Annotated in this window: 19 protein-coding genes and 1 pseudogene; 2 read left to right on the forward strand and 18 right to left on the reverse strand. The window is 39.5% G+C overall.

All coding sequences use genetic code 11. The annotated features are described in order from the left end of the window. Positions 1-6: 6 nt before the first annotated feature. Positions 7-4,593 (reverse strand): glutamate synthase large subunit, encoded by a 4,587-nt coding sequence (gene gltB / locus LFLEISCH_RS04895; protein ID WP_007473632.1) that lies wholly within the window; start codon positions 4,591-4,593, stop codon positions 7-9. A gap of 182 nt (positions 4,594-4,775) precedes the next feature. Here gltB and gltC point away from each other — a divergent pair, with 182 nt between their 5' ends. Further along, entirely contained in the window at positions 4,776-5,666 is an 891-nt protein-coding gene (gene gltC, locus LFLEISCH_RS04900; protein WP_007473634.1) for a glutamate biosynthesis transcriptional regulator GltC, read from the forward strand. A gap of 34 nt (positions 5,667-5,700) precedes the next feature. Here gltC and LFLEISCH_RS04905 read toward each other — a convergent pair whose 3' ends face one another. The 11 genes and pseudogenes from LFLEISCH_RS04905 to LFLEISCH_RS04955 form a co-directional block, all read right to left on the reverse strand. Beyond that, a complete protein-coding gene (locus tag LFLEISCH_RS04905) occupies positions 5,701-7,071 on the reverse strand; it encodes a M24 family metallopeptidase (RefSeq protein WP_007473636.1) in 1,371 nt (456 codons plus the stop codon). Positions 7,072-7,080: 9 nt separating this feature from the next. After that, positions 7,081-7,596 (reverse strand): GNAT family N-acetyltransferase, encoded by a 516-nt coding sequence (locus LFLEISCH_RS04910; protein WP_040504768.1) that lies wholly within the window; start codon positions 7,594-7,596, stop codon positions 7,081-7,083. A 1-nt stretch (position 7,597) separates the two neighbouring features. Beyond that, the gene (locus LFLEISCH_RS04915) at positions 7,598-8,701 is read right to left on the reverse strand and encodes an iron-containing alcohol dehydrogenase family protein (protein WP_007473641.1); all 1,104 of its coding nucleotides are present in this window, start codon (positions 8,699-8,701) and stop codon (positions 7,598-7,600) included. Positions 8,702-8,722: 21 nt separating this feature from the next. Then, positions 8,723-9,772 carry a sensor histidine kinase gene (locus LFLEISCH_RS04920; protein ID WP_007473643.1) on the reverse strand — a complete coding sequence of 350 codons (1,050 nt, stop codon included), beginning with the start codon at positions 9,770-9,772 and terminating at the stop codon, positions 8,723-8,725. 6 nt (positions 9,773-9,778) lie between these two features. Then, positions 9,779-11,521, reverse strand: a complete 1,743-nt coding sequence (gene ade, locus LFLEISCH_RS04925) for an adenine deaminase (RefSeq protein ID WP_007473645.1) — start codon at positions 11,519-11,521, stop codon at positions 9,779-9,781. A 14-nt stretch (positions 11,522-11,535) separates the two neighbouring features. Next, positions 11,536-11,997, reverse strand: coding sequence for a hypothetical protein (locus tag LFLEISCH_RS04930; protein WP_007473646.1), 462 nt, complete (start codon positions 11,995-11,997; stop codon positions 11,536-11,538). 16 nt (positions 11,998-12,013) lie between these two features. Further along, positions 12,014-12,904: an NAD-dependent epimerase/dehydratase family protein gene (locus LFLEISCH_RS04935; protein WP_007473649.1), complete on the reverse strand. Its 891-nt coding sequence runs from the start codon at positions 12,902-12,904 to the stop codon at positions 12,014-12,016. A 79-nt stretch (positions 12,905-12,983) separates the two neighbouring features. Further along, positions 12,984-13,661: a response regulator transcription factor gene (locus tag LFLEISCH_RS04940; RefSeq protein ID WP_007473651.1), complete on the reverse strand. Its 678-nt coding sequence runs from the start codon at positions 13,659-13,661 to the stop codon at positions 12,984-12,986. A gap of 57 nt (positions 13,662-13,718) precedes the next feature. Continuing rightward, positions 13,719-15,701 carry an ABC transporter permease gene (locus LFLEISCH_RS04945; RefSeq protein WP_007473654.1) on the reverse strand — a complete coding sequence of 661 codons (1,983 nt, stop codon included), beginning with the start codon at positions 15,699-15,701 and terminating at the stop codon, positions 13,719-13,721. After that, positions 15,688-16,457: pseudogene (locus LFLEISCH_RS04950) on the reverse strand (ABC transporter ATP-binding protein). Before LFLEISCH_RS04950 ends, LFLEISCH_RS04945 begins: the two are co-directional and overlap by 14 nt. Positions 16,458-16,602: 145 nt before the next feature. Further along, positions 16,603-17,106, reverse strand: coding sequence for a hypothetical protein (locus LFLEISCH_RS04955; RefSeq protein ID WP_007473658.1), 504 nt, complete (start codon positions 17,104-17,106; stop codon positions 16,603-16,605). A gap of 127 nt (positions 17,107-17,233) precedes the next feature. Here LFLEISCH_RS04955 and LFLEISCH_RS04960 point away from each other — a divergent pair, with 127 nt between their 5' ends. Then, on the forward strand, positions 17,234-17,737 hold the full coding sequence (locus LFLEISCH_RS04960; RefSeq protein WP_007473660.1) for a shikimate kinase: 504 nt from the start codon (positions 17,234-17,236) through the stop codon (positions 17,735-17,737). Positions 17,738-17,870: 133 nt separating this feature from the next. Here LFLEISCH_RS04960 and LFLEISCH_RS04965 read toward each other — a convergent pair whose 3' ends face one another. The 6 genes from LFLEISCH_RS04965 to LFLEISCH_RS04990 all read right to left on the reverse strand — a co-directional run bounded on the left by LFLEISCH_RS04965 (position 17,871) and on the right by LFLEISCH_RS04990 (position 23,171). Next, positions 17,871-18,410 (reverse strand): molybdate metabolism regulator, encoded by a 540-nt coding sequence (locus tag LFLEISCH_RS04965; protein ID WP_394798125.1) that lies wholly within the window; start codon positions 18,408-18,410, stop codon positions 17,871-17,873. 71 nt (positions 18,411-18,481) lie between these two features. After that, on the reverse strand, positions 18,482-18,961 hold the full coding sequence (locus LFLEISCH_RS04970) for a GNAT family N-acetyltransferase (protein WP_007473664.1): 480 nt from the start codon (positions 18,959-18,961) through the stop codon (positions 18,482-18,484). A gap of 10 nt (positions 18,962-18,971) precedes the next feature. Further along, complete coding sequence (gene rlmD / locus LFLEISCH_RS04975; protein WP_007473666.1) at positions 18,972-20,336, reverse strand: 23S rRNA (uracil(1939)-C(5))-methyltransferase RlmD; 1,365 nt, start codon at positions 20,334-20,336, stop codon at positions 18,972-18,974. Positions 20,337-20,392: 56 nt separating this feature from the next. Next, a complete protein-coding gene (locus LFLEISCH_RS04980) occupies positions 20,393-21,148 on the reverse strand; it encodes a hypothetical protein (protein WP_007473669.1) in 756 nt (251 codons plus the stop codon). An 87-nt stretch (positions 21,149-21,235) separates the two neighbouring features. Next, positions 21,236-22,192 carry a glycosyltransferase family 2 protein gene (locus LFLEISCH_RS04985; RefSeq protein ID WP_007473672.1) on the reverse strand — a complete coding sequence of 319 codons (957 nt, stop codon included), beginning with the start codon at positions 22,190-22,192 and terminating at the stop codon, positions 21,236-21,238. Between the two features lie 34 nt (positions 22,193-22,226). Then, positions 22,227-23,171, reverse strand: a complete 945-nt coding sequence (locus LFLEISCH_RS04990) for a diacylglycerol kinase (RefSeq protein ID WP_007473674.1) — start codon at positions 23,169-23,171, stop codon at positions 22,227-22,229. Positions 23,172-23,292 lie beyond the last annotated feature (121 nt).

The raw sequence follows: 23,292 nt of genomic DNA on the forward strand, positions 1-23,292 counted from the left end.
CCTCCTTTACTCGACCTGAACTTTTGGCGCTTCTGTCGTTAGTTCATAAAATGCAGCCAGTTCAGCCTCATCATGCGATTTTCCAGTTTCTTGAAGTTCTTCCATCCGCCGCAAAATCACCTCATATTCATTCGGAATAACATACACAAAATGCGCCAGTTCTTCTTCAAATTGGTTTAAAATTTGTTTCGCAGACTCACTCCCCGTATAGGCGGCGTGGCGAATCAGCATATCCTTCAAACGATTTTTTTCCCGAAGTGAAACAACCCCTCTAACCGAAACCAGTTCGTGATTTGTTTTTTTCGAAAATGCTTCCTTGTCTTTCGTATAAACATAGGCTACTCCGCCTGACATCCCGGCTGCGAAATTATCGCCTACTTCGCCTAGAATGGCAACCGCTCCCCCTGTCATATATTCACAACCGTTATCCCCGATTCCTTCTACAACAGCGGTCGCACCACTATTTCTAACGGCAAATCTGGCACCCGCTTTTCCTAACATATACGCTTCTCCGCCAGTTGCCCCGTAAAGTGTGACATTCCCAACAACAGCCGAATCGTGCGGATCAATTGGTGTTTCTTCGCCCGGTGCTACAATTAACTTCCCGCCTGACAGCCCTTTTCCAAAATAATCGTTTGCATCGCCAATGATTCGAAGCGTCATTCCTTTTGGAGTATAAGCGCCAAAGCTCTGACCTGCAGCACCCTTAAACGTTAAATCAATCGTATCTTCTGGGAGACCTTCTGCGCCGTACTTGTGACTTACAAGCGAACCAGTAATTGTTCCTACCGCCCGGTCGATGTTTCGAACTTTAAAAGTTCCTGTAACTTTTTGACCCGTTTCAAGTGCTGGTTTAATTTGAGCTAAAATCGCTCTATAATCCAGCGTTTCTTCCAATTTATGATTTTGCGTTTTTGTGCAAATTTGGGTTTGCGTTTTATAAAAATCATCCGTATAAAGCATATTGTTAAAGTCTAAATATTTGGCTTTCCAGTGAGCTTCTTTACGGTTATTTAAAGTGATATATTGTTTTTGACCAATCAGTTCGTCTAGCGTGCGAAAACCTAATTCCGCCATCATTTCACGCATTTCAGAAACGATAAACTGGAAGAAATTCACGACGTAATCTGCACTGCCAGCGAATTTTTTACGCAGTTCTGGATTTTGTGTCGCGACACCAACCGGACAGGTGTCCATATGACAAACACGCATCATGACACAGCCCAATGTGACGAGCGGTGCGGTTGCAAAACCGTATTCTTCTGCACCAAGTAATGCCGCGATGAGAACGTCTTTTCCGGTCATCATTTTGCCGTCTGTTTCTAGGACGACCTGATTTCTTAGGCCGTTTAAAAGGAGCGTTTGTTGTGTTTCGGAAAGACCAATTTCCCAAGGTAAGCCTGTATGACGAATACTGCTTCTAGCAGCAGCACCAGTTCCGCCCTCATAGCCGCTCACTAAAATGACATCGGCATTTCCTTTTGCCACACCAGACGCGATGGTACCGACCCCTGTTTTAGACACGAGTTTGACATTAATGCGTGCATTTTGATTTGCATTTTTTAAATCGAAAATGAGTTGGGCTAAATCTTCAATGGAATAAATATCATGATGCGGCGGTGGTGAAATGAGGCCCACTCCAGTTGTTGAACCACGCGTTTTAGAAATCCACGGATATACTTTTTTACCGGGTAGGTGTCCCCCTTCGCCTGGTTTTGCTCCTTGCGCCATTTTAATTTGTAATTCCTCTGCATTGACAAGATAGTGACTTGTGACTCCAAAACGTCCAGATGCTACTTGTTTAATAGCACTTCGTCTTAGATCTCCATTTGCATCTTTCGTGAAGCGTTCTGGATCTTCACCGCCTTCGCCACTATTGCTTTTGCCACCAATGCGATTCATGGCGACAGCGAGCGCTTCATGAGCTTCTTGACTAATTGAACCGTATGACATTGCCCCCGTTTTAAACCGTTTAAAAATCTCTTCAGCAGGTTCTACTTCACTAAGCGGGACGGGCGAACGGTCTGTTTGAATGTCAAACAACCCTCGTAAGAAAGCTTGATTTTGATTTTGCATTAAATCAGCATATAAATCATAAGCTTCCCGGTCATTTTCACGTGTGGCGCGCTGTAAGGAGTGAATCGCAAGTGGGTTATACACATGATACTCACCGTTTGAACGCCACTGATACTCACCGCCTGAATCGAGGGTAAAAGCTTGGTAACCGATGTCATGAAAGGCTTGTCGATGTCTAAGCCACGCTTCTTTTGCAATAATATCAAGTGGAATTCCAGATAAAACACTCGCAGTTCCTGGGAAATATATTTCGGTAACAGAAGTACTGATACCAATAGCTTCAAAAATTTGCGCACCGCGGTAGCTTTGCACGGTAGAGATTCCCATTTTCGACATCACTTTTAAAATGCCATCTGTTAAGGCTTCCGTATATCTCTCCTCAGCCTCATTCAGTGTGAAACCTTTCATTCGCCCTTGCTCAATTAGATCATGAAAAGCATGAATAGCGAGATAAGGGAAAATCGCATCCGCTCCGTAGCCGATTAAAGTCGCACACTGATGAACATCGCGTGCCTCAGCTGTCTTAATAATCAAGCTCGCTTTTGTTCTTAAACCTTTTTTAATTAAGTGCTGATGCAAGCCGCTCGTCGCCAGTAAGGAAGGGATGCCAATCCAGTCTGCGTTCGTTCCTTCATCGGTTAAGACAATTAGCTTACTGCCTGACTGAATAGCTTCTTCTACTTGGGTAAAAAGTTGTTCTAGGCGCGCGTCTAGTGAATCACATTCTTCTTTTTGGAATAGCATCGGAATAACGCTAGTTTCTACGCTAAATTTTGTTTGGTGTAAAAGGGCCGCATATTCCTTACGGTTTAAAATGGGCGTCTTCAAGCGGATTCTGTGAGCGTTTTGTGCGCTCGGGCATAAAATATTTCCTTCGTCGCCTAGAAGCGTCATCGTAGACACAACGGTTTCCTCACGAAGGCCGTCGATAGGCGGATTCGTCACCTGCGCAAATAGTTGTTTGAAGTAGTTAAACAAAAGTTGTGGTCGCTTTGAAAGCACGGCAAGTGGGGCATCATAGCCCATGGCTCCCATTGGATCTTTCTTCTCGGTCACCATTGGAATTAAAATTTTATTTAGTTCATCTTGTGTATACCCAAAGGCCTGTTCTAGCTTAAAGCAGTCTGATTTTGAAAGTGGCACGAAATCGTCCTGTTGGTCGTTCACAAGTTCCTCGATATCGCTTAAATTTTCGAGCCATTCTGCATAAGGTTCTGCCTCAACAAGCGCGCCTTTTAATTCTGAATCGGGGACGATGCGCCCTTTTTCTAAATCAATTAAAAGCATTTGACCAGCGCCAACGGTTTCTTTTTTAATCACGTCACTTTCATCTACCGGTACAACTCCCGTTTCAGACGAATAAATAATCGTGCCTTCTTTCGTCAAATAATAACGTGCCGGGCGCAAACCGTTGCGATCTAAAATCGTACCAATCACACGGCCATCTGTAAATGAAATAGAAGTCGGGCCATCCCAAGGTTCCATAAGTGTCGCGTGATACTCATAAAACGCCCGTTTCTTACCAGTCATATTTTTATTTTTATCCCACGGCTCCGGAATAAGCATCATCGCCGCATGAGGTAGTGTTCTTCCTGTTTGCACAAGGAATTCAAGCGCATTATCAAGCGTGGCCGAGTCACTCCCTGCTTCATCAATGATTGGCAAAACTTTCTCTAGCTTTTCTCCAAAAAGTGGGCTTTCTGCGCGTTTCTCACGAGCCCTCATCCAGTTGACATTTCCGCGTTGTGTGTTGATTTCACCGTTATGAATCAAGTAACGGTAAGGATGCGCCCGCTCCCAGCTGGGAAATGTATTCGTTGAAAAGCGCGAATGAACAAGCGCAAAAGCAGATGTGTATTCCGGACTTGCGAGATCCAAATAATACGCGCTAATCTGCTCTGGAAGTAACATCCCTTTATAAATAACCGTTCGCGTAGATAAGCTTGGTACATAAAAAGTCCCTTTTAAGTCTTGCGTCTTAGCGAAATTTTCGATTTGTTTGCGAATTAAATAAAGTTCCCTTTCAAATTCCTTTTCAGATAGCTTTTCTTTCTTTCCAATAAAAATTTGATAAATCTCAGGCTCCGTTTTTTTCGCGCCAACACCAATTTTACTTGCATCTGTCGGCACCTTTCTATAGCCGAGAAAATGTTGTTCAGCGTCTTTTACAATTTCTGTTAATTGATTCATCAAAAGTAAACGTTCTTCTTCCTCTTTCGGAAAATTAATCATTCCGACTGCATAAGCGAATTTTTCTGGCAATGTAATACCTTGTTCGCTGCAAACGTTTCTAAAAAATGCGTCTGAAATTTCTAATAAGATGCCCGCACCATCACCCGTATCTCCGCCAACTTCACCGCCGCGATGTTTAAGCTGACATAACATATGAATCCCTTGCATTACAATTTTATGCGAACTTTTATTTTGGACATTCGCTACAAAACCGATTCCGCAAGCATCATGTTCATTTTCTGGATTATATAAACCATGTTTTTCAGGCAATCCTACATTTCTCATTAAAATTCCTCCTTACGCATCCATATCCTTTTATTGACGGAATAAACTAAATTGATAGAAAATTCTATTCTTATCCATCATAACGTTTGGTGTAAGTTCTATTTTATTCCTTTTCATTTATCGAAACAATATATATAATAGAATAAAACAATCTCAATTTGAGAACGAAAGAAGTGTGAATCGTGGAACTACGCCAATTAAAATATTTTATGGAAGTCGCCCGAGTCGAACATATGACGCAAGCATCCGAAAATCTACACGTCGCCCAATCTGCCGTCAGTAGGCAGATAATTAAACTAGAAGAGGAGCTTGGCGTGGCACTTTTCGAACGCGTTGGTCGCAATATGCGCCTTACAAACGTTGGGAAAGATTTTCTTGCACAAGCCAAACGCGCAGTAAACGAACTTCAAAAAGCAGAGGCGATTGTAACCGAGTATACCAATCCAAAAATCGGAACCGTTCGCGTTGGTTTACCAAACTCGCTCGCAACCAAAGTCCTTCCCGCCGTCATCTCTGAATTTAGGAAAAATTATCCTGACATCTCCTATCAATTTATGGAAGGTTCTAACGCAGAACTGACAAATATGCTACTCTCAGGCGATCTCGACCTCACTTTTCTATCACCTGTCCCGACTGAAACAGAGTTTTTTTACACAACCCGCTTTTTTGATGAAAAGTTAAAAGTTATTGTCCCAAAATCGCATCCGCTGAGTAATGAGCTGACATTAACGCTTCACGATTTAAAAAATGAAAAATTCATCCTCTATCCAAATGATTTTGACTTGTTTCAAATCGTCCAAACATCTGCCAAAAAAAAAGGAATTACGCTTGATATTGCCTTTCAAAGTACCGATTTTTATACTATTCAGGGTCTGGTCGGCGCCGGGCTTGGCATTTCCATTCTCCCCGAAATGATTTTAGATGGTGCCATTTTTAAAGAAACGATTAGCATTCCTCTTCGTGATAAAGACTTACGCCGTTCTGTCGGCCTTATCACGGCCAAAAAACGCAAACTTTCCCCTTCTGAACAGCTGTTTTATGAATTTATTTTAGCGTTTTTTAAAAGCAAATAAAAAGGAAGCCTTTTAAACAAAGACTTCCTTTTCTCTATTCATTCACAAACGCCAACTCTTTATTCAATAAATACGGTCGTAAATAAGCAACTGTATTCGATAATGGTAAAATATCTTCATGAATATCAATTTGTAAAACTTCACGTAAATAACGACGGCGCTCCTTGATGCGCTCGTGTAGTTCCGGATAATCGCGGCGAATCGTTTCGCGTAACGAGGCGTCCGCAAGCGCAACACATTCCTCTGCACTCACGCCAGCATATCCTTTTACAGAAGGAATAATGTCAATTTGGAAAATCATACCGCTTTTTAAAGTATGAGGTGAATTCGGATAAATAGGGGAAGACATCCACTCTTCATCGGCCGTCAAATGGCCAGGATTTAAATGCCAGTGGTACCGTTCTTTTGGTAGTACATCCTCCACCATTTGATAAACATCAGCTGCCGGATAGCCCACCTTAACCGTTTCAAGCCATTTTACAACAGCATTAAAATAAGGGCCAGAAACTCGTTCCACATAATCTTCTTGACCATCTGGAAGCTCCTTCGCCTCACTAACAGCATATCCTGCACGACTCGATAAGCCGCCCTTAAAGCCACAAGTAAGTGAGATTTTATCGCCTAGACGCACCTTTTTATTCGTTGGGTATAAATTGGCATACTGAAAACGTTCGCCCGTTGCCATAATCGAGATGACCGTGTGCGGCTGGCCCAGGCGCGCAAGTTCGCCCGCAAGTTCCATCTCACTTTTTCCAACATCGATTTGATTCATTGCGTTTAAAATACTTGTGGAAGAAAGACTCGCACCAAATTCATAGTGCGCGACTTCGTTCGCGTTATTTAAAATACGTGCACCCATTTCGTTCCCAATCATCACGCCGGATGCCGAAATGAGTGTAGCATCCGTGGCACAATCTTGAATAGCTTTTACGATAAAATGTGGGATATCAAATAACGTTTCATTTTTTTCCGTCGTTGTGGTCCATTTTTTCCAGCCTACTAAACCAATCGTTTTCGCACCATCCAGTTTAGCCTGCGCCAATAAGTCTAGAAGCGGTACGAACGGGTCCATTGGCTGATTAGGGAGAGAAAAATGAGGAACATGGATGGCTTTATTTGGAATTCGTGCATGTGCCGCCATCTTCATGTTTTCATTTCCCAAAAGTAAAAAGGTTTCATTCGTTTGACTTAAAACGAGAAGAGCCTCTTCAAATCGCGGAATAAATCCAGTTAAATATTCAAAATTCGCGCCATGTTCTTTATCCGCATAAATCACAAGCGTATCAATTCCTGACTGAACCATGTTAGCCTTCACTTTAGCTAAACGTTCATGGATGGTCTCTTCCGTCAGCTCAACCGACATACCAAGCATTGTTTTTGGTGCTTCAATCGCTTTTAATTTCATAATAGCCTCCTACACGTTATGAAAAGCAGATGGGTAACGAATGGTACCATGAAATCCATCTAAACTTTTAGGATATAATTCCAATGCTAAAAAATTTTCAGAGGGGACAGCAAACGGCGGCAAAATTCCATAGTTTTTCGCTTCTTGAAAGCCAAATTTTGGATAATACGAAGCGTGTCCAAGTACGATAATACCAGGATAGGCTTTCTGCCTAGCTAACCGAATACCCTCTTCCATAAGTGCCGATCCTATCTTCATTCCTTGCCATTCTTTTACAACAGCAAGCGGAGCAAGGGCAAGTAAAATGCGCGTTTCTTCATCATTTTCTAAAAAGATTTCGCTAAATAATGCGTGTCCTATGATTTCCCCGTCTCCATTTTCTGCAACAAGTGATAAATCATTTATATACTCTGCGGTTTTGCGAATTTCTTCGACTAAATTTGCCTCTTCCTGCCGGCCAAATGCTTTTTCATGCACTGTAAAAATCGCTTTATTATCCGCTTTTGTTTGGATTCGTATGAACATTTTAATGTCTAACTCGCTTTTCAATTTGATAATTTTCAAGTTCTTGCATGGCGCGCTCGACTTTTTCAGCCGTGATTGGCCCCTTCATCATATGAATGGTCTCGCCTTCTTCTGTAGCGCGAATGGAAACTGCTTTTAAGCTATCCAGTGAAAGTGGTGCCTTTAGCATATCCATAAGAGAAGTTGGTAGACCAAGTGCCGAATAAAAAGGAAGTAAGCGTTCAATTTCATCCAGACGGTCTTCTAAGACGAGTTGTACGAAAACACCATAAGCAACTTTATTACCGTGTAAAATGTGATGCGTTTCAGGAATGATAGTTAAGGCATCGTGAATGGAATGGGCGCCGGCAGTACGGCCATAACGGTCCCCAAATCCGCCTACCATCCCTGCTACTAAAATGTTCGTTTCAACAACTTGAATGAATGCCTCATTTAATTCTTTTGTCTCCATGGAACGAATGGCCTGAAGACTTAGCTTTAATAAATTTTCTCGACATTTACTTGCCGCGAAATACGCAATTTCCACTTCAACAGGTGGTTTCTCAAGCTGTGAAATAATCACATCTGCCTCATACCATTTTGCTAGTGTGTCGCCGATACCTGCAATCATAAGTTCAATAGGTGAATGCAAAATAATTTCTGGCTCGATTAAAACAAGCGCATTACTTTCAGGAAAAACATCATAACGAATCATCGCACCATTTTGGTCATACATCACACTAAGTGGTGTGGCAGCCGCACATGTTGCGGCAAGCGTTGGTAAAATCAAAACAGGAATGCGTAAAATATGAGCACTTGCTTTAGCTAAATCGGTAAGTTTACCACCACCCACAACGACAATCGCTTGAAAATCATTGTCTCGCACAAGATCTACAGTCCGGTCCCGCTCTTCATACGTACATTCTCCGTTATATCGTTCAAATCTTACAAAAACATCTGGTAAATCAGGAAATTTATCTTTGGCCACTTCCCATGATTTTAAACCATGTAAAACAAGTATTCGTTTTAAATGCCGCCGTTTTAAGTGTTCCGGCAAAGTTGCCCAGGCCCCTGTATGACACTCGTATTCTTGCGGTGCTCCTCGCACTATTAATTTTTCCACCATGATGAAACTCCTCCCTAAAAACTATTTGATTTCTATATCTTTTGCGACTAATAAATAATCATCTTTTCTAGCAAAATGAATGATTAGTTCGGTAAATTCCCCTTCTACCGAACTAATTTCAATCGTATGACCTAACTTTTTGGCCATTTGTTTGGCTAAATAAAGCCCCATGCCAGTCGCTTTCTTTTCTTTCCTACCTATCATTCCAGTAAAGCCTTGCTCAAAAACACGTGATAAATCCTCATCGCTAATCCCGCGGCCTTGATCTCGAATGTGCAAATCTATTTTGTCTTTTTTCTCCTCACACCAAATCTTGATTTCATCGCCTTCTTCCGTGTATTTTAAGGCATTAGAAATAATTTGATCTAAAATAAAGCCCAACCACTTGCTATCTGTTCGAACGTCAAAATCCACTTCCTCCATCACCAGTTTTTTCCGTCCCGAAATAAACAGCTTTGAATGTCGTTTAATCGATTCACGCACAACATTACCAAGATTTTGCTCTTGGATAAAATAGTCTTTTGCAAATGTATCAAGACGCGAAAAGTACAGGGCTTGCATGACTAATTGATCCACTCGGTCAAGCTCTTCATCAACTTTCGCAAAAATCGTTTTAGTGTCATTCAAATCCGGATTTTTAATTAACATTTTACTCGCCACAAGCGGTGTCTTCACCTCATGCACCCAGTACAAGATAAAATCATGATACTCCTCTTGTTTATCTTGAAGGGCTGAAATGTTTTTTTGCTCTTCTCGGTGTTTCTTGCGCATCAGCTCATTAAAAAAAGCTTGCTCGCTTGTTCGCGGATTTGGTAAAAGTTCAATAATATTTTCATCAATCTCACCCTCGACTAGTTCTTTCATTTCCTTCCAGTAGCGGTATTTAAAAATATAGCCTAGTACGAGGTAAGCTACTAGAAACATAAAGACGAAAAAGTATAAATAGACAATATTTCCAACCGTCAATTTACTATTCGGGTCAATATAAATGAGTAGCCCGACAAAAAACATCACGATAACAAAGAAAAATAAGAAAAAGCGCTTATCACGTACATAACGCCACCAGGTCAACTAAAATCACCCTTCCTCTTCAAGTTCAAGGGGCACAAAATCAAATTTTTGAAAGTCAAATAGCCCTTGATCGGTTAGTTTATATTCCGGAATGACCGGAAGCGTTAAGAAAGATAAGGTAAGGAATGGGTCAAAACCACTCGCATCACTAATCGTTTGAAAAACTGCTAACAATTTTTCTAAGTCTTTTTGAACCTTTTCATACGGGGCAGCTGTTAGTAAACCGGCAATTTCCAGACGAAGTTCCCCGAGAATCTGTTCATCCGAGACAACAACGATACCACCACCAATTTCAGTAAGCCTTAAAATCGCCCGCTCTATATCCGTATCATTCGTACCTACAGCCACAATATTGTGCGAATCATGAGCAACCGTTGTCGCAATAGCACCGTTCTTAAGTCCAAATCCTTTTACAATCCCTAAACCAATATTTTTCGTACCTTTATGACGCTCAACCACAACCATCTTGGCTAAATCTTTGGAAGAATCAGGTATAAACACTCCGTCTTGAATTTCGACACGAGCGCTTAGTCGCTCCGTAAATAAACTATTCGGTAGCATACCCATGACGCGGACATTTTGAGATTTAAGGGCTAAGCGTAAATCGCTTTTTTGAAAATGATGTGTAATCGGTGGTGATTTGAAATCATCTTTAGCGCGCTTAAATTCAGCCTCTCGCCTCTCGCCATTTTCTACTAATAATCTGCCCTTTTTAAAAACTTTTGTAATCGCAACATCTTCTAAACGATCTAGGAAAATAAGATCTGCTTGATAACCAGCAGCCACCGCACCTAAATAAGGCAAATTATGACAGTTGGCGGCATTAATTGTGGCCATTTGAATAGCCGTAATCGGGGCAATACCATGTGAAATAGCCAGCTTAACATTATAATTAATGGATCCTTCTTGGATTAAATCCGGTATTAATTTGTCGTCCGTGCAGAAACAAAAACGATGACTGTTTTCGATTCGTACAGCTTCGATGGCTTGTTTTAAATCGCGTCCGACTGTCCCTTCGCGCAACATAACAAACATTCCTGCCTGAACGCGGTCAAGCGCTTCGTCACGCGTTGTGCTTTCATGGTCCGTTCGAATCCCGGCAGCTAAATAATTATTTAAATTATCGCGTGTTAAACCGGCGCCGTGCCCGTCAATGCGCCCACCATGTTCTTTGGCATCAATGATTTTTTGTAAAATATCTGCATCTCCGGAAGCCACAGACGGAAAATCCATCACCTCTGCAAGTCCTATTACTTTTTCATCCTGATAAAGAGGTCTTAAATCTTCAGAAAGGAGTGTTGCTCCGTTGTTTTCTTGTGGTGTTGCCGGGACAGAGGACGGGGCCATGACGAACATGTCGATTGGTGCTTCTTCTGCATCCTTAAGCATAAATTTAATGCCGGGAATGCCCGCAACGTTCGCTATTTCGTGCGGATCTGTGACAATTGTTGTGACACCGTTTGGAAGCAGTACTCGAGCGAGCTCGCTTGGTGTAATCATGGCACTTTCGACATGGACATGGGCATCAATAAAGCCTGGGGCAATATAAGCACCTTTAGCATCAATGATTTCATCTGCTTCATGAAATGATCCAATTCCGGCAATATAACCGTTTTTTATGGCGATATCGCCTTCCATAATTTCCCCGGTGAACACATTTATAATGCGACCGTTTTGGATAATACAATCTGCTTTTGCACGGTGATTGCTGACTGCAATGCGTTCACGTAAACTTTGTACGGTTTCCACGTCAACTTCCTCCTTTAATTTTCTACAAAAAAGCCTTCGTCGGCTAGATAGCTTTCGGCTGCTTCGAGTGTTTTATATACGGCTTCAACATTTCCTGCGGCATACACAATCCACATTTTATTTTCATAAATGAGTTCAAGAGTTTCTCCTGAGTCACTTTGATACGTAAATTTTTGACCTTCATCAAATATATCTCCATCACTATCCATATACGATATGGCGGCTTCAATTAGTTCTACAAGTTCAAATTCTTTTGCATTATAGATATTAAAATAGCCTTGTTTATCCAGTGTGTCGCTGTCTAAATAAGGCGCGTAGACGTAGCCATTTCCGTTTGGGTGTAAATGTTTAATGAGGATTGATTTTTCGCGCTTACTTTCTGGGTAGTGATAGTTGATGCGGCCAAGTGAAACTTCTTTTTCTTCGAGTGCGCTGAATCGTGCAATGATTTGCTTTTTTTCTTCAAAAGATAACATAGACTTCTCTTCTTTCTTATTTAAAATCTTTCATTTCCATTTGTTCTTTTGCCACAACGGGAAGCCAGTCATGGACATTTTGAAAGACAAAACCAAGCGCTTTTGCTTTACTATTGTCTAAATAATACGATTTAGGGATATCAAACGGCGATTCGTTTTCATCGTCTGCTTCTGCTAAATCTGTCACATGCGCTTTTTTCTTGGTTAATGTTTCTAACAGTTGGATAAGTTCGTAAAGCTTTAAAATGCCGTCTGATGATGCGTTAACCGGGCCTTTAAAGTCAGACTTTGTTCCGATAAAAACTAAAAACTGGGCAGCCTCATCAGCTTCGATAAAACCAATTTCTGCCTCCTCGTTTTGAATGCCGATTTCCGTTCCTTTTAAGATTCTGGATGTATGAAATTGTAGTCGTTTTGTATAATCCTGAACACCTAATACGATTGGGAAACGTACCGCTACCACATCAAAATCTGCTTTTTGAAAATAAACAGCTTCTCCTAATCTTTTTCCTTCGCCATAATCAAAATCCAGTCGGTCACCGAGAATAATTTCGTAATGTAAGCTGTCGAAATCTTTTTCCAGAAGTGCTCGACCTTTTACCCCATAAACAGAAAGAGAAGATGTATATATAAGACGCGTTTTCTGCCCTTTAAAAGCTTGAATTAAGTAAAGAGCATCTTGCGGGGAAAAACAAATATTATCGTAAATCACATCAAAATGTTCTCGTGCAAGTTGGAACATATCTTCTCGTTTCTCCCGGTTAAGCACTAAATGCCTGACGCCTTCCGGTAAATGGACATCTGCCTTACCTCGTGTTACAACTGTGACACGGTGCCCTTCTTCAAGCAACAGTTCTACTAATCGTTTTCCAAAAAAACGCGTGCCGCCTAAAACTAAAATTTTCAAAAAAAGCCCCCTCCTTCTCTTTTATGTAAAAACAGGAAGTAAACGTTTCCCGTAAGTTAGGAAATCTACTTCCAGCATTTTATTCAATCATATACCCCTGGCCTTTTTTCGTTTTAATAAAGTCATCTAAACCGATTTCGGAAAGTTTTTTCCGTATACGTACAACATTGACGGTTAAGGTATTATCATCGACAAAACTTTCATCTTCCCAAAGTGCGCGCATAATTTCATCACGACTAACGATACTTCCTTTTTGTTTCATCAATTCATATAAGATTAAAAACTCATTTTTAGTTAACTCAATCTTTTCGTCAAAATAAGTGAGTGTATTCGTATCAATGTGTAAAAACACATTATTATGCTCCATTACATTCGGTTCTTCTAATTCAGCGTATGAATAGGTGCGCCTAAGAAGTGCATTGATTCGTGCCATTAGAACATCTAAATCGACAGGTTTTTCAATATAATAATCTGCTCCCATGTTCATCCCCATAATTTGATCCATTCTTGAGTTTCGTGATGATAGGAATATGATTGGAACATTGGATACTTCGCGAATTTGATTGCACCAGTAAAAACCATCAAAATAAGGTAAATTGACATCTAAAATAACCAGTTGTGGTTCAAACTCTAAAAACTCATTTAAAATGTTATTAAAGTCACTTACAAGTTGAATTTCAAATCCCCATTTTACAAGATGTTTTTGGATGGTGTCTCGAATGACCACATCATCTTCTACAATATAAACTTTAACCATATTTTTGCCTCCAATTCCCTCATCTCTATTTTAGCCGATTCCAATCGTTTTTGCCAACTACGGCTGATAACGGGTGACGATATTCGTATAGCTATTCACGCAAATCCAGTAATACAATCCGTAGAATACACAGTAAATACTTGTCACGATAATGACAGGCATCTGTAAACTATATTCTAAATTTCTAGATAGCCCAATCATGGCAAAGATACTATGGGAGATTCCTAGGAGGAGCGGAATAACAAACATAGGCGCAATTTGTCTGGAAATAATCCCTCTAAGTTCGCGTTTCGTTAGGCCCAGCTTAAAGAGTGTTGTAAATTGATTTTGCTCTAAATAAGCATCTGTCACTTGTTTAAAATAAATTACACTGCCTGTTGCAAGGAAGAAAACAAGTCCGATAAAAATACCGATAAATAAAATGGTGCCCATCAAAATTGAAACCATATGATAGTTCGAATAATAACTTGAAAAAGTAGGTGACCAAATATTTACCTTTCCTTCTGCTGCGACTTGAATTTTATTTCCTAGATTTTCAGAATGATCCACTTCTGTCACATCATACATCGCCACTTTTTGAACTTTTAAATGTTCTTTTAAACGGTTATAAAAATCGTCATTTACAACAAGTAACGCATCCGCAAAACCTGAGTTAAAAACGGGATTTGGACGAAAATCTATCACTTGAATTTCACCAAAACCTGTTTTTTTATCGTCTGAAACAATTTGAAAAGTATGCGCTTTTAGTTCTTGTTTCCGTCTTTCATGTAAATTATTGGTTTCTCTTCCAACATAAATCGCTTCTCCGTTATTCAAATGATGGATAGGCTTATTTTTTCGGTCTTCTATTAAATTAATTCGATTAAATTCCGACTCCGGTATGAACGAAAATTTCGCCTGATTTTGATAGTAATTAAACGGCATTTTTTCAAGTTCATTTTTAACACTTGCGTTAATATAAGAAGATTTGGTGCGATAACGCAACTTATGCTCTTTATCGCGGGAAATAATCCGAACAATTTCTTCATCTTTATCGGGCGAAATATTTAAAAGTTGATAGCTACTTGGATTTTCTGTCTTTACTTGTTCAATGGTGACATAATAAAAACCGCTTATCGCGCCAATAATGGTTAAGGTTGTCGCACTCAAAATCGCAATCATCGCAAGTGTATTCGCATTTTTTCGAACGCGATAACGTAATGAAGTGATGGTAATTAAATTTGTCCCGTGGTAATAGGATGACTTTTTATTGTAGACAAATCGCAGACTAAGAGGCATTGAGTGGCGAATAAAAAGCCATGTTCCCACAATGACTGAGAAAAGCACAATCAAAACGCCTCTGCCAAACCCAATTTTAGTCCAAAGCGGAGAATTTTGAATGACCTGGATCGCTAAAAAGTAACCGAAACCGATTAAGCTGATGCCGATGATGGTTAGGATAACGGAACCTTTTGCTGCCTTTTTTTCACGTTCTTCTGTTTTAAAGAGCTTTAGTAAACTATAACGAAAGATGAGATAAATCGCGTATAGGGACGTTATGCCCATAATAATAAAGAAGGTATAGACGGTGTCTGTAATCGCACTAGCAGAGACGATTAGTTTTGTGTCTACGCGCAAATTCACAATCCAAAAAAGGAGCATAATAAATAATTTCGAAAAGAAAATACCTGTTAAAATCCCTGTGAGTAAAGCAAGTAAATAAGTTAATAGGTTCTCAAATATAATAATCATGCTGATTTGACTTTTTCTCAAGCCTAAAAGGGCATATAAACCAAACTCCCGCTTTCTCCTTTTTAAGAAATAGCTATTGGAATAAAAGATAAAGAAGCCTACAAATAAGATTAAAATGACGCCGGCAAATGAGAATAAGGAATTTCCAAGTACTTCCCAGCGCATAAAAATTTTATTAATAAGTGGGTTTTTTGCAAGTGAGATAAATGTAAAATAAATCAAAACGCTAATCGCAATACTAATAAAATAAATAACGTATTGATTGAAGTTTTTCACCATATTGGTTACGGCAATTTTAAAAAGTGTCATCCGCTTCACCACCAAGCATAGCTAAAACATCTAATATTTTTTGAAAAAAGTGTTTCCGTGTTGTCTTGCCCCGGTGAATTTCTGTATAAAGTTCCCCGTCTTTAATAAAAAGGACGCGCTCGGAATAACTGGCGGCAAAAGCATCATGCGTCACCATAAGAATCGTGGCCTGCTTATGCTCTTTCGCCTGCACAAGGCCTTCAAGCAAGTTCGTAGCGGCTTTTGAATCAAGAGCGCCCGTTGGCTCATCCGCAAAAATAAGGGCTGGATTTGTAATCATAGCCCGACAAACGGCTGTACGTTGTTTCTGACCACCTGATACTTCGCTCGGAAATTTATCGCGTATGTCGAAAATGCCAAACTGGCGGGCAATTTCTTCAAAGCGGACTTCAATTTCAAAAGGTTTCACGCGATTTAATGAAAGTGGCAAAACCACATTGTCTTTTATCGACATCGTTTCTAGTAAATTATAATCTTGGAAAATAAAGCCAAGCTGGTCACGGCGAAACATGGCCAGTTCTTTTTGCCGCATATCGGAAAGGGAATTCCCGTCAATTTCAATCTCCCCTGAAGTGGGGAATCAATTGAAGAAAGGACGTTTAGTAAGGTTGACTTCCCTGCTCCAGACGGTCCCATGACACTGACAAACTCACCCTTTCTAACCTCTAAAGAAATGCTATTTAAAGCGGGAAAAAGACTTCCTTTTGACCCGTAAACTTTTCGTACTTTATGGGCTTTTAAAATAAGATTTTCCATCGTTTTCCTCCCGACATTTCGTCATCTTTGCTATTTTACAGTATAACGAAAGAATTGAACATGGTCTATAGTTGTAGAAATTCTTTCTTTTTATTTGGCCATCTTCAGTAGTGGGCTAATAAAAAAAGTAGGAGCATGCCCCTACTTAACTTGATAAAACTGGGTTTGTTTCAAAATTTTGGTCTTGTTCGCCAAATTCTAGGACACAGGCTTGAATTAACTCTGCTAAATCACTTAGTGCCATTTCACTGTCATAGGCTGAAATATCCCAAACGAGCTCTTTTTTATCTTTAATCGTTGTATAAAGCTCTAAGCGACCGTAATAAAAAATAGCTATTCGTGGTGTTTTAAGCTCTAATTCATAAATTGCCTGCCACGTTTGAAAATCCCCGCGATAACTGATTCCTTTTGTTGAAAGCTCCATGGTCGGTTGCACATTCAACAGACGAAAAACAGGTCGCAAAACGACTGCTGAAAGGAAAATCAAGAGAATAATTTCTTCTGTACCCGTAACCCCTTTTAAATGACTAAAAACTAAATATATTAAAACGCTAAGCGCAAGTGTCATGAGCACATTTGAAAAAATAAGTCGTCTATTCACCATCAACCGAATATTTTCAAAAGACTTTAATTTTGCTAATTTATCCATCAACCTATCCTTTCTATACCTACTTAATCTTATTCTACACTATCTGGCAAGTAATAAAAAGGGGAAATTCCATTGACCGCGAATTCTAACAAGTGTTAAAATACAAATAAACTAAAGGGGGAAAAACATGGTCAAACAGCTTATTTTAACAGGTTTTATGGGCGCCGGCAAAACGACGATTGGCGAGCTTTTAGCACAGAAGATGGCCCTCCCATTTATTGATATTGATAAGATGATTGAGAAAGAACAAGGAAAATCCATACGGGCCATTTTTGATACAGAAGGCGAAGAAGCGTTTCGCAAAATGGAGCAAGCCAAACTGACAGATTTACGGGAAACCTCAGCCGTTATTTCAACAGGAGGAGGAATTGTGCTAAATGAAATGAATCAAACCCTACTCATTCAGCACCCCGCGCCTGTTTTTTACTTAAAAACGAGTCCGAAAATCTTTTTAAATCGCTTACGAAACGACAAAACAAGACCTCTTCTTCAGGCTAAAACGAGTGAGGAAGTCATCGCCATTTTCGAAAGTCGCACACCACTATATGAGAAAACTGCCAATTATGTGATCATAACCGACCATAGAGACCCTTACGAAATTGCAGATGAAATTTTAGCTCAAATCAAATAAGGCCGGGGCGTAATTCATTTCCTTGCTTGGAATAAAAAATAACGGCAAAAAAGAATCGTTTAAGATAGCCATTTTTAAAAAATGGATTTTAAACGATTCTTTTGTTATTTTGAGTTATGTCAGAGCCTCATTTTTATTGAATACAACGTTTACACCAAAGCTCCGGTAAAATGGCGGTATAATCTTTCGTAAAGGTAAGTAAATCATAAAACATTTGATCATAGTAGCCTGATTCATCTGTCTCTATTTCTTTTAAAACATGCAAAGCATCCAGCGCCTTATCACGCAAAACAGGCAAAATGTAGCCGGTTATTTTTATTTGACCAAGAGCCGCACTCACAGCAATTTGCATGGATAAACGTGTGTTTTCATCTTGGGCCTCACGCATTTTTTGAAGCGCTAGCGCATCATAGTCTTTTGGTTCCACAAATGAAATCCCTTTTTCTTCCGCAAAATGCTTCGGGAAAGCCGATAAATTTAAACCTTCATCCGACTTATCTTTAAAATAGGCAGTGAGACGTTCTAAAACTTCTTGACTTACAGCGCTACCAAAAGGCGCTTCTTTTTTTGCCGTATCATAATAAATATCTAATTTAAAGTGCTCTGTAAAATGCGGGTGGCTCGTTTCTTTTTGAATACCATTTTCATTATCAAAATACATCGTCATACTCAAAAGCCAACATTCCCTTCTATGTGAAGTTTTTCTCATGATTATTGTATCAAAATTTCAGGGAAAAAGCACGATTATTCTTGGGCTAATTCTTTTAAGCGACTTCCTTCAATACGATAAACGGTCCATTCATCCATCGGCACTGCTTCCATCTTTAAATAAAAAGCGATGCTCGGCTGATTTGAATCTAAACACCACCATTCTAACCTTCCGCAACCTCTTGCAACTCCAATCTTAGCTAGCTCGGTTAAAAACGCCTTACCAAATCCACGACCACGATAATTTTCCCGAACATACAAATCTTCTAAATAAATACCTGATCGTCCTAAAAATGTAGAGAAATTATGGAAAAACAAAGCAAAACCAACAATTTGATTTTCATATACGCCAAAAATAACTTCTGCCGTTTTCTTTTCGAATAGCCATTCTTGTAAAAGTTCTTCTGTTGCTACAACTTCTTCTAATAAACCTTCATATTCTGCTAGTTCACGTATAAATTGCAAAATAAGGGGCACTTCTGTTTTTTTAGCAAAGCGAAATTGTATCGCTGTCATTTGATCCCTCCTACTTGAGCTCTAACGCAACCACGTTTTCAACATGCGTCGTCATTGGAAACATATCAACGGGTTGGACAGTCGAAACGCCGTAACCACCTTCATTTAAAATGCGTAAATCGCGGGCAAGTGTGGCCGGATCACAGGAAACATAAACGACTTTTTTAGGTTGCATTTTTAAAATGGTCGCTAGCAATTTTTCGTCGCAACCTTTTCTCGGGGGATCGACAACAAGGACGTCTGCGCGAATCCCTTTTTTATACCAAGCAGGAATAACTTCTTCGGCTTTTCCGGTTTCAAATGTCACGTTTTCAATTTGGTTTAATTTGGCATTTTTTCGTGCGTCATGAATCGCTTGGTCGACGATTTCAACGCCATAAACATGTTTGGCTTTTTGAGCTAAGCAAAGCGAGATGGAACCAATACCGCAATAGGCATCAATCACCGTTTCATTTCCTGTTAAATCGGCTGCATCAAGAGCTTTTTGGTAGAGAATTTCCGTTTGCTCTGGGTTAACCTGATAAAAACTGCGCGCAGAAATTGCAAATTGGATGCCATGAATGCTGTCTGTAATTGTATCCGGACCAAAAAGTGTCACCGTTTTATCACCTAAAATCACATTCGTTTTGTTTGGATTGACATTTTGCACAATAGAGGTAACACCTGAAACGCGTTTTTTTAGTTGCTCAACAATCGCCTCTTTATTTGGAAAATCAAGTGTACGTGTAATTAAAACGAGCATCAGCTCACCAGAAGATTTTCCAACACGCGTCATAATGTGCCGCAAATCGCCGTGATGAGTCACTTCATTATAAGGCTCCGTATAAAATTCCGCGAAAACCTCACGCGCCTCCTGAATAGCCGCATCACTTTTTTCATCTTGAATCAGGCACGTCTCCATATCAATAATATCATGGCTTCTTTTTTGGTAAAAACCTGCGCCAAGTTTTCCGTTCACATACCCAACAGGGACTTGCGATTTATTTCGATAGCGAAATGGTTTTGCCATCCCAATTGTTGGCAGGACTTCCGTTTCAAGTTTTCCAACTCGGCGGATTAACTGCTCCACTTGATTTTTTTTAAACAAAAGTTGCCCCTCGTAAGATAAATGTTGCAACTGACAGCCACCGCATTTGTGATACACCGGACAAGGTGGTGTGACGCGATTTGGGCTCTCTTTTTCAATCTTTTCTATTCTGGCAAAACCAAATTTTTTATTTACCTTAACCACTTTCACACGCACTTCTTCGCCTGGTAGTCCATCTTTTATAAAGAGCGGATATCCATCTATTTTGGCGACCCCGCTTCCGTCATGCGTCAGGTCTTCAATTGTAACTGTAAGCATCTGATTTTTTTCTAAGTGAACCTCTCTCATCTTTGTGCCCCTTTCTTTCGCCATTTAAAAAGCAGAGCCTACTAGGGTCCCTGCTTTTATTTCATAATATATTCCATACCAACCGGGCTATATACATGCACTTGTTTAGAGCTTGATAAAATTAGCCAAGAATTTTTAGTAACATTAAAATCATAAAATAATTCTTTTGAAAAAGCACGAACTGATTTTGCCTTCGTTTGAAAAGAATCATCAAGCGCCAAACTATTTGACGAGACATCCATTTGAAGAGCGTCCATACTATCTTTAGCTAAATCATCCGAAAAACGAACTTGAACGGTTGATTTTGTGTGCACTTGATTATTTTCGCGTGTTAAACGAATCGCATTACTTCCAGTTTCAATACTTCTTGTACCACTTTCAATTTGATAATTTGAAATTCCAGTATATGCATGATCCATTGGATATTTAAATTTAGCGTTATTAATGTATTCCGCAACATTTGGTGCTGTTATGACTAATCGATAAGCCTTTATCCCGTCGTAAATGGAATTTTCAAGAGCTAGTTGCTTTAAAAGTTTTGCATCTGTCACTTCCACAACAAGATTACCATTTTTTAAAATTTTAACATCTGTATTTTTTTCAAATGGTGTAACGAAAATGTCGTTGGTTAAAGGAATTGGCGTTTTTGAATCTATCCACACACGATTACTCGCAATTAAATCCGCTTCATTCTGATCCGGTGTCACTTCATCTGCCTGTACATTCCATACAACAAAAAGAACAAGTAAGGCTAGCAGGATGAAAAGAGTACTTAGAAATAAAGTTTTTTTAAATCTGGCTACTTTTTCCAAGTATTCACCCACTTTCTATTTTTTTGACTCTACCATTATACTGGCAAATACAAAATAATACAATAGCATGACAAAAAAGACAAAAAATTATCTTTGATGATGAAATTGGTCAATTTTCTCTTCATTATGTTCATCTACAAAGTAAAGTGGCCGTTGTTTTGTTTCATTAAAAATACGTCCCAAATATTCCCCAATAATACCCAGTGAAAGTAATTGAATGCCTCCTAAAAATAAGATAACAATCATAAGTGAAGGATAACCGCTCACATGTTCACCAAATAGCAGTGTCTTAATAAAAGTCCAAATCATAAATAAAAAGGCAATAATAGAAACAACAATTCCACCAATGGCCGAAAGTCGAAGTGGAACAGTGGTAAAAGAGGTAATTCCTTCCATTGCTAAATTGGCTAACTGAAAATAATTCCATTTAGATTTCCCGGCTCCACGTTTCTCACGATCGAATAAAATTTCTTTTTTTTGAAAACCAATCCAACTAAACATACCTTTTGTATAGCGCTGTGACTCTCGAAATTCACAAAGAGCATTCACAGCACGCCGGTCTAGTAATCTAAAGTCACCCGTATCTTCTTGAATAGGCACTTTGGCGATATGTTTTAACAACCTATAAAATTCTTTTGATGTTAATTTTTTGAGTCTGCTTTCACCATCACGTGATCTCCGTTTAGCATAGACATCATCATATCCTTCCTCCCAGTACTTAATCATTTCCGGAATCAGTTCAGGCGGATCTTGTAAATCAGCATCCATGATGATAACCGCATCCCCGTCAGAATAATCCAGGCCTGCAATCATGGCAATTTCTTTACCAAAATTACGACTTAAATTGATGTAGCTAATACGCGAATCATTTGTACGTAGTTCCTTTAAAATTGTAAGTGTTTTATCCTTACTTCCATCATTGATAAATAGAATCTCAAACTGATGCGTCTTTATAGTGTCAATAACGTGTGTGACATGTTCATAAAACATGTGTAATACCTGCTCCTCGTTATAAGCAGGTACTAAAAGAGTTATTTTTTTCATTTCCGTTATCTCCTATTTCCTTTTTCAAATACATTTAGATTTGAGCATCAAGTTGTTTTTCACTAGCTAAATCCGAAGCAGGAATGGCATGGATATCTGCAAAAAATTCAATATGACGGTTTAAATTTTCAAACGTCATCGGTGTTTCCCCGCCCAGTTCCCCGTCTAAATTAATAAGCATTTTATCTTCAGATGTCACAATCACTTTTTTGGATTTCACATAAATAATATTCGGTTCTTTAATATGATCGCCTCGAAGGGCAAGTGTGACTAAACGAATAAATTCCGCTAAATTCACTTTTTTTAGAATGATAAGTGAAAATTTGCCATCGTCTAGTTTGGCATCTGGCGCAATTTTTTCAAATCCTCCGATTGAGTTTGTCAGTCCGAGTAAAAAGAACATCGCTTTTCCTTCAAAAACGCCATCATCATATTCTACACGCACATCCGTAGCTTTTAAAGACGGGAGCATTTCAATACCCTTTAAATAATAGGCAAGTTGCCCAAGCATCGTTTTTAACTTACTTGGCACGTCATAGGTGAGTTCGGTAATTCGACCCCCACCGCCAATATTAATAAAATAGGTATCGTTCGCTTTTCCAATATCCATTGCAACACTTTCACCACGTGCGATAATTTCTGTCGCTTTCATCACATCACGAGGAACATGAAGAGCTCTTGCAAAATCATTCGTCGTACCCGTTGGAATAATTCCCACTTTTGGACGATATTCTTGTTCTGCTATACCATTTATAACTTCATTGATTGTTCCATCTCCACCTGCAGCAACGACTAGATCGTATTTTTCTTGTACAGCACATCTAGCCTCTCGTTCGGCATCACCAGGTTCTGGTGTCGTCGCATGAGCTGATGTGACGTAGCCGGCATTTTCTAATACCATGAGCACATCTGCTAAATTCTTCTTTATGATTTCTCGTCCTGAAGTTGGATTATAGATGACGCGGGCGCGCTTCACCATGGAATTCATCCTCTCTTACATAAAACATATTCGTTTTATCAACAAATTTTCATTAACATTTTCATTATAGCAAATTGGGCCTTTTTTTCCCATAAAAAAGAAGGGAGCTCATTTAATCCCC

The sequence above is a fragment of the Listeria fleischmannii subsp. fleischmannii LU2006-1 genome (assembly GCF_000344175.1).
Taxonomy (GTDB): domain Bacteria; phylum Bacillota; class Bacilli; order Lactobacillales; family Listeriaceae; genus Listeria; species Listeria fleischmannii.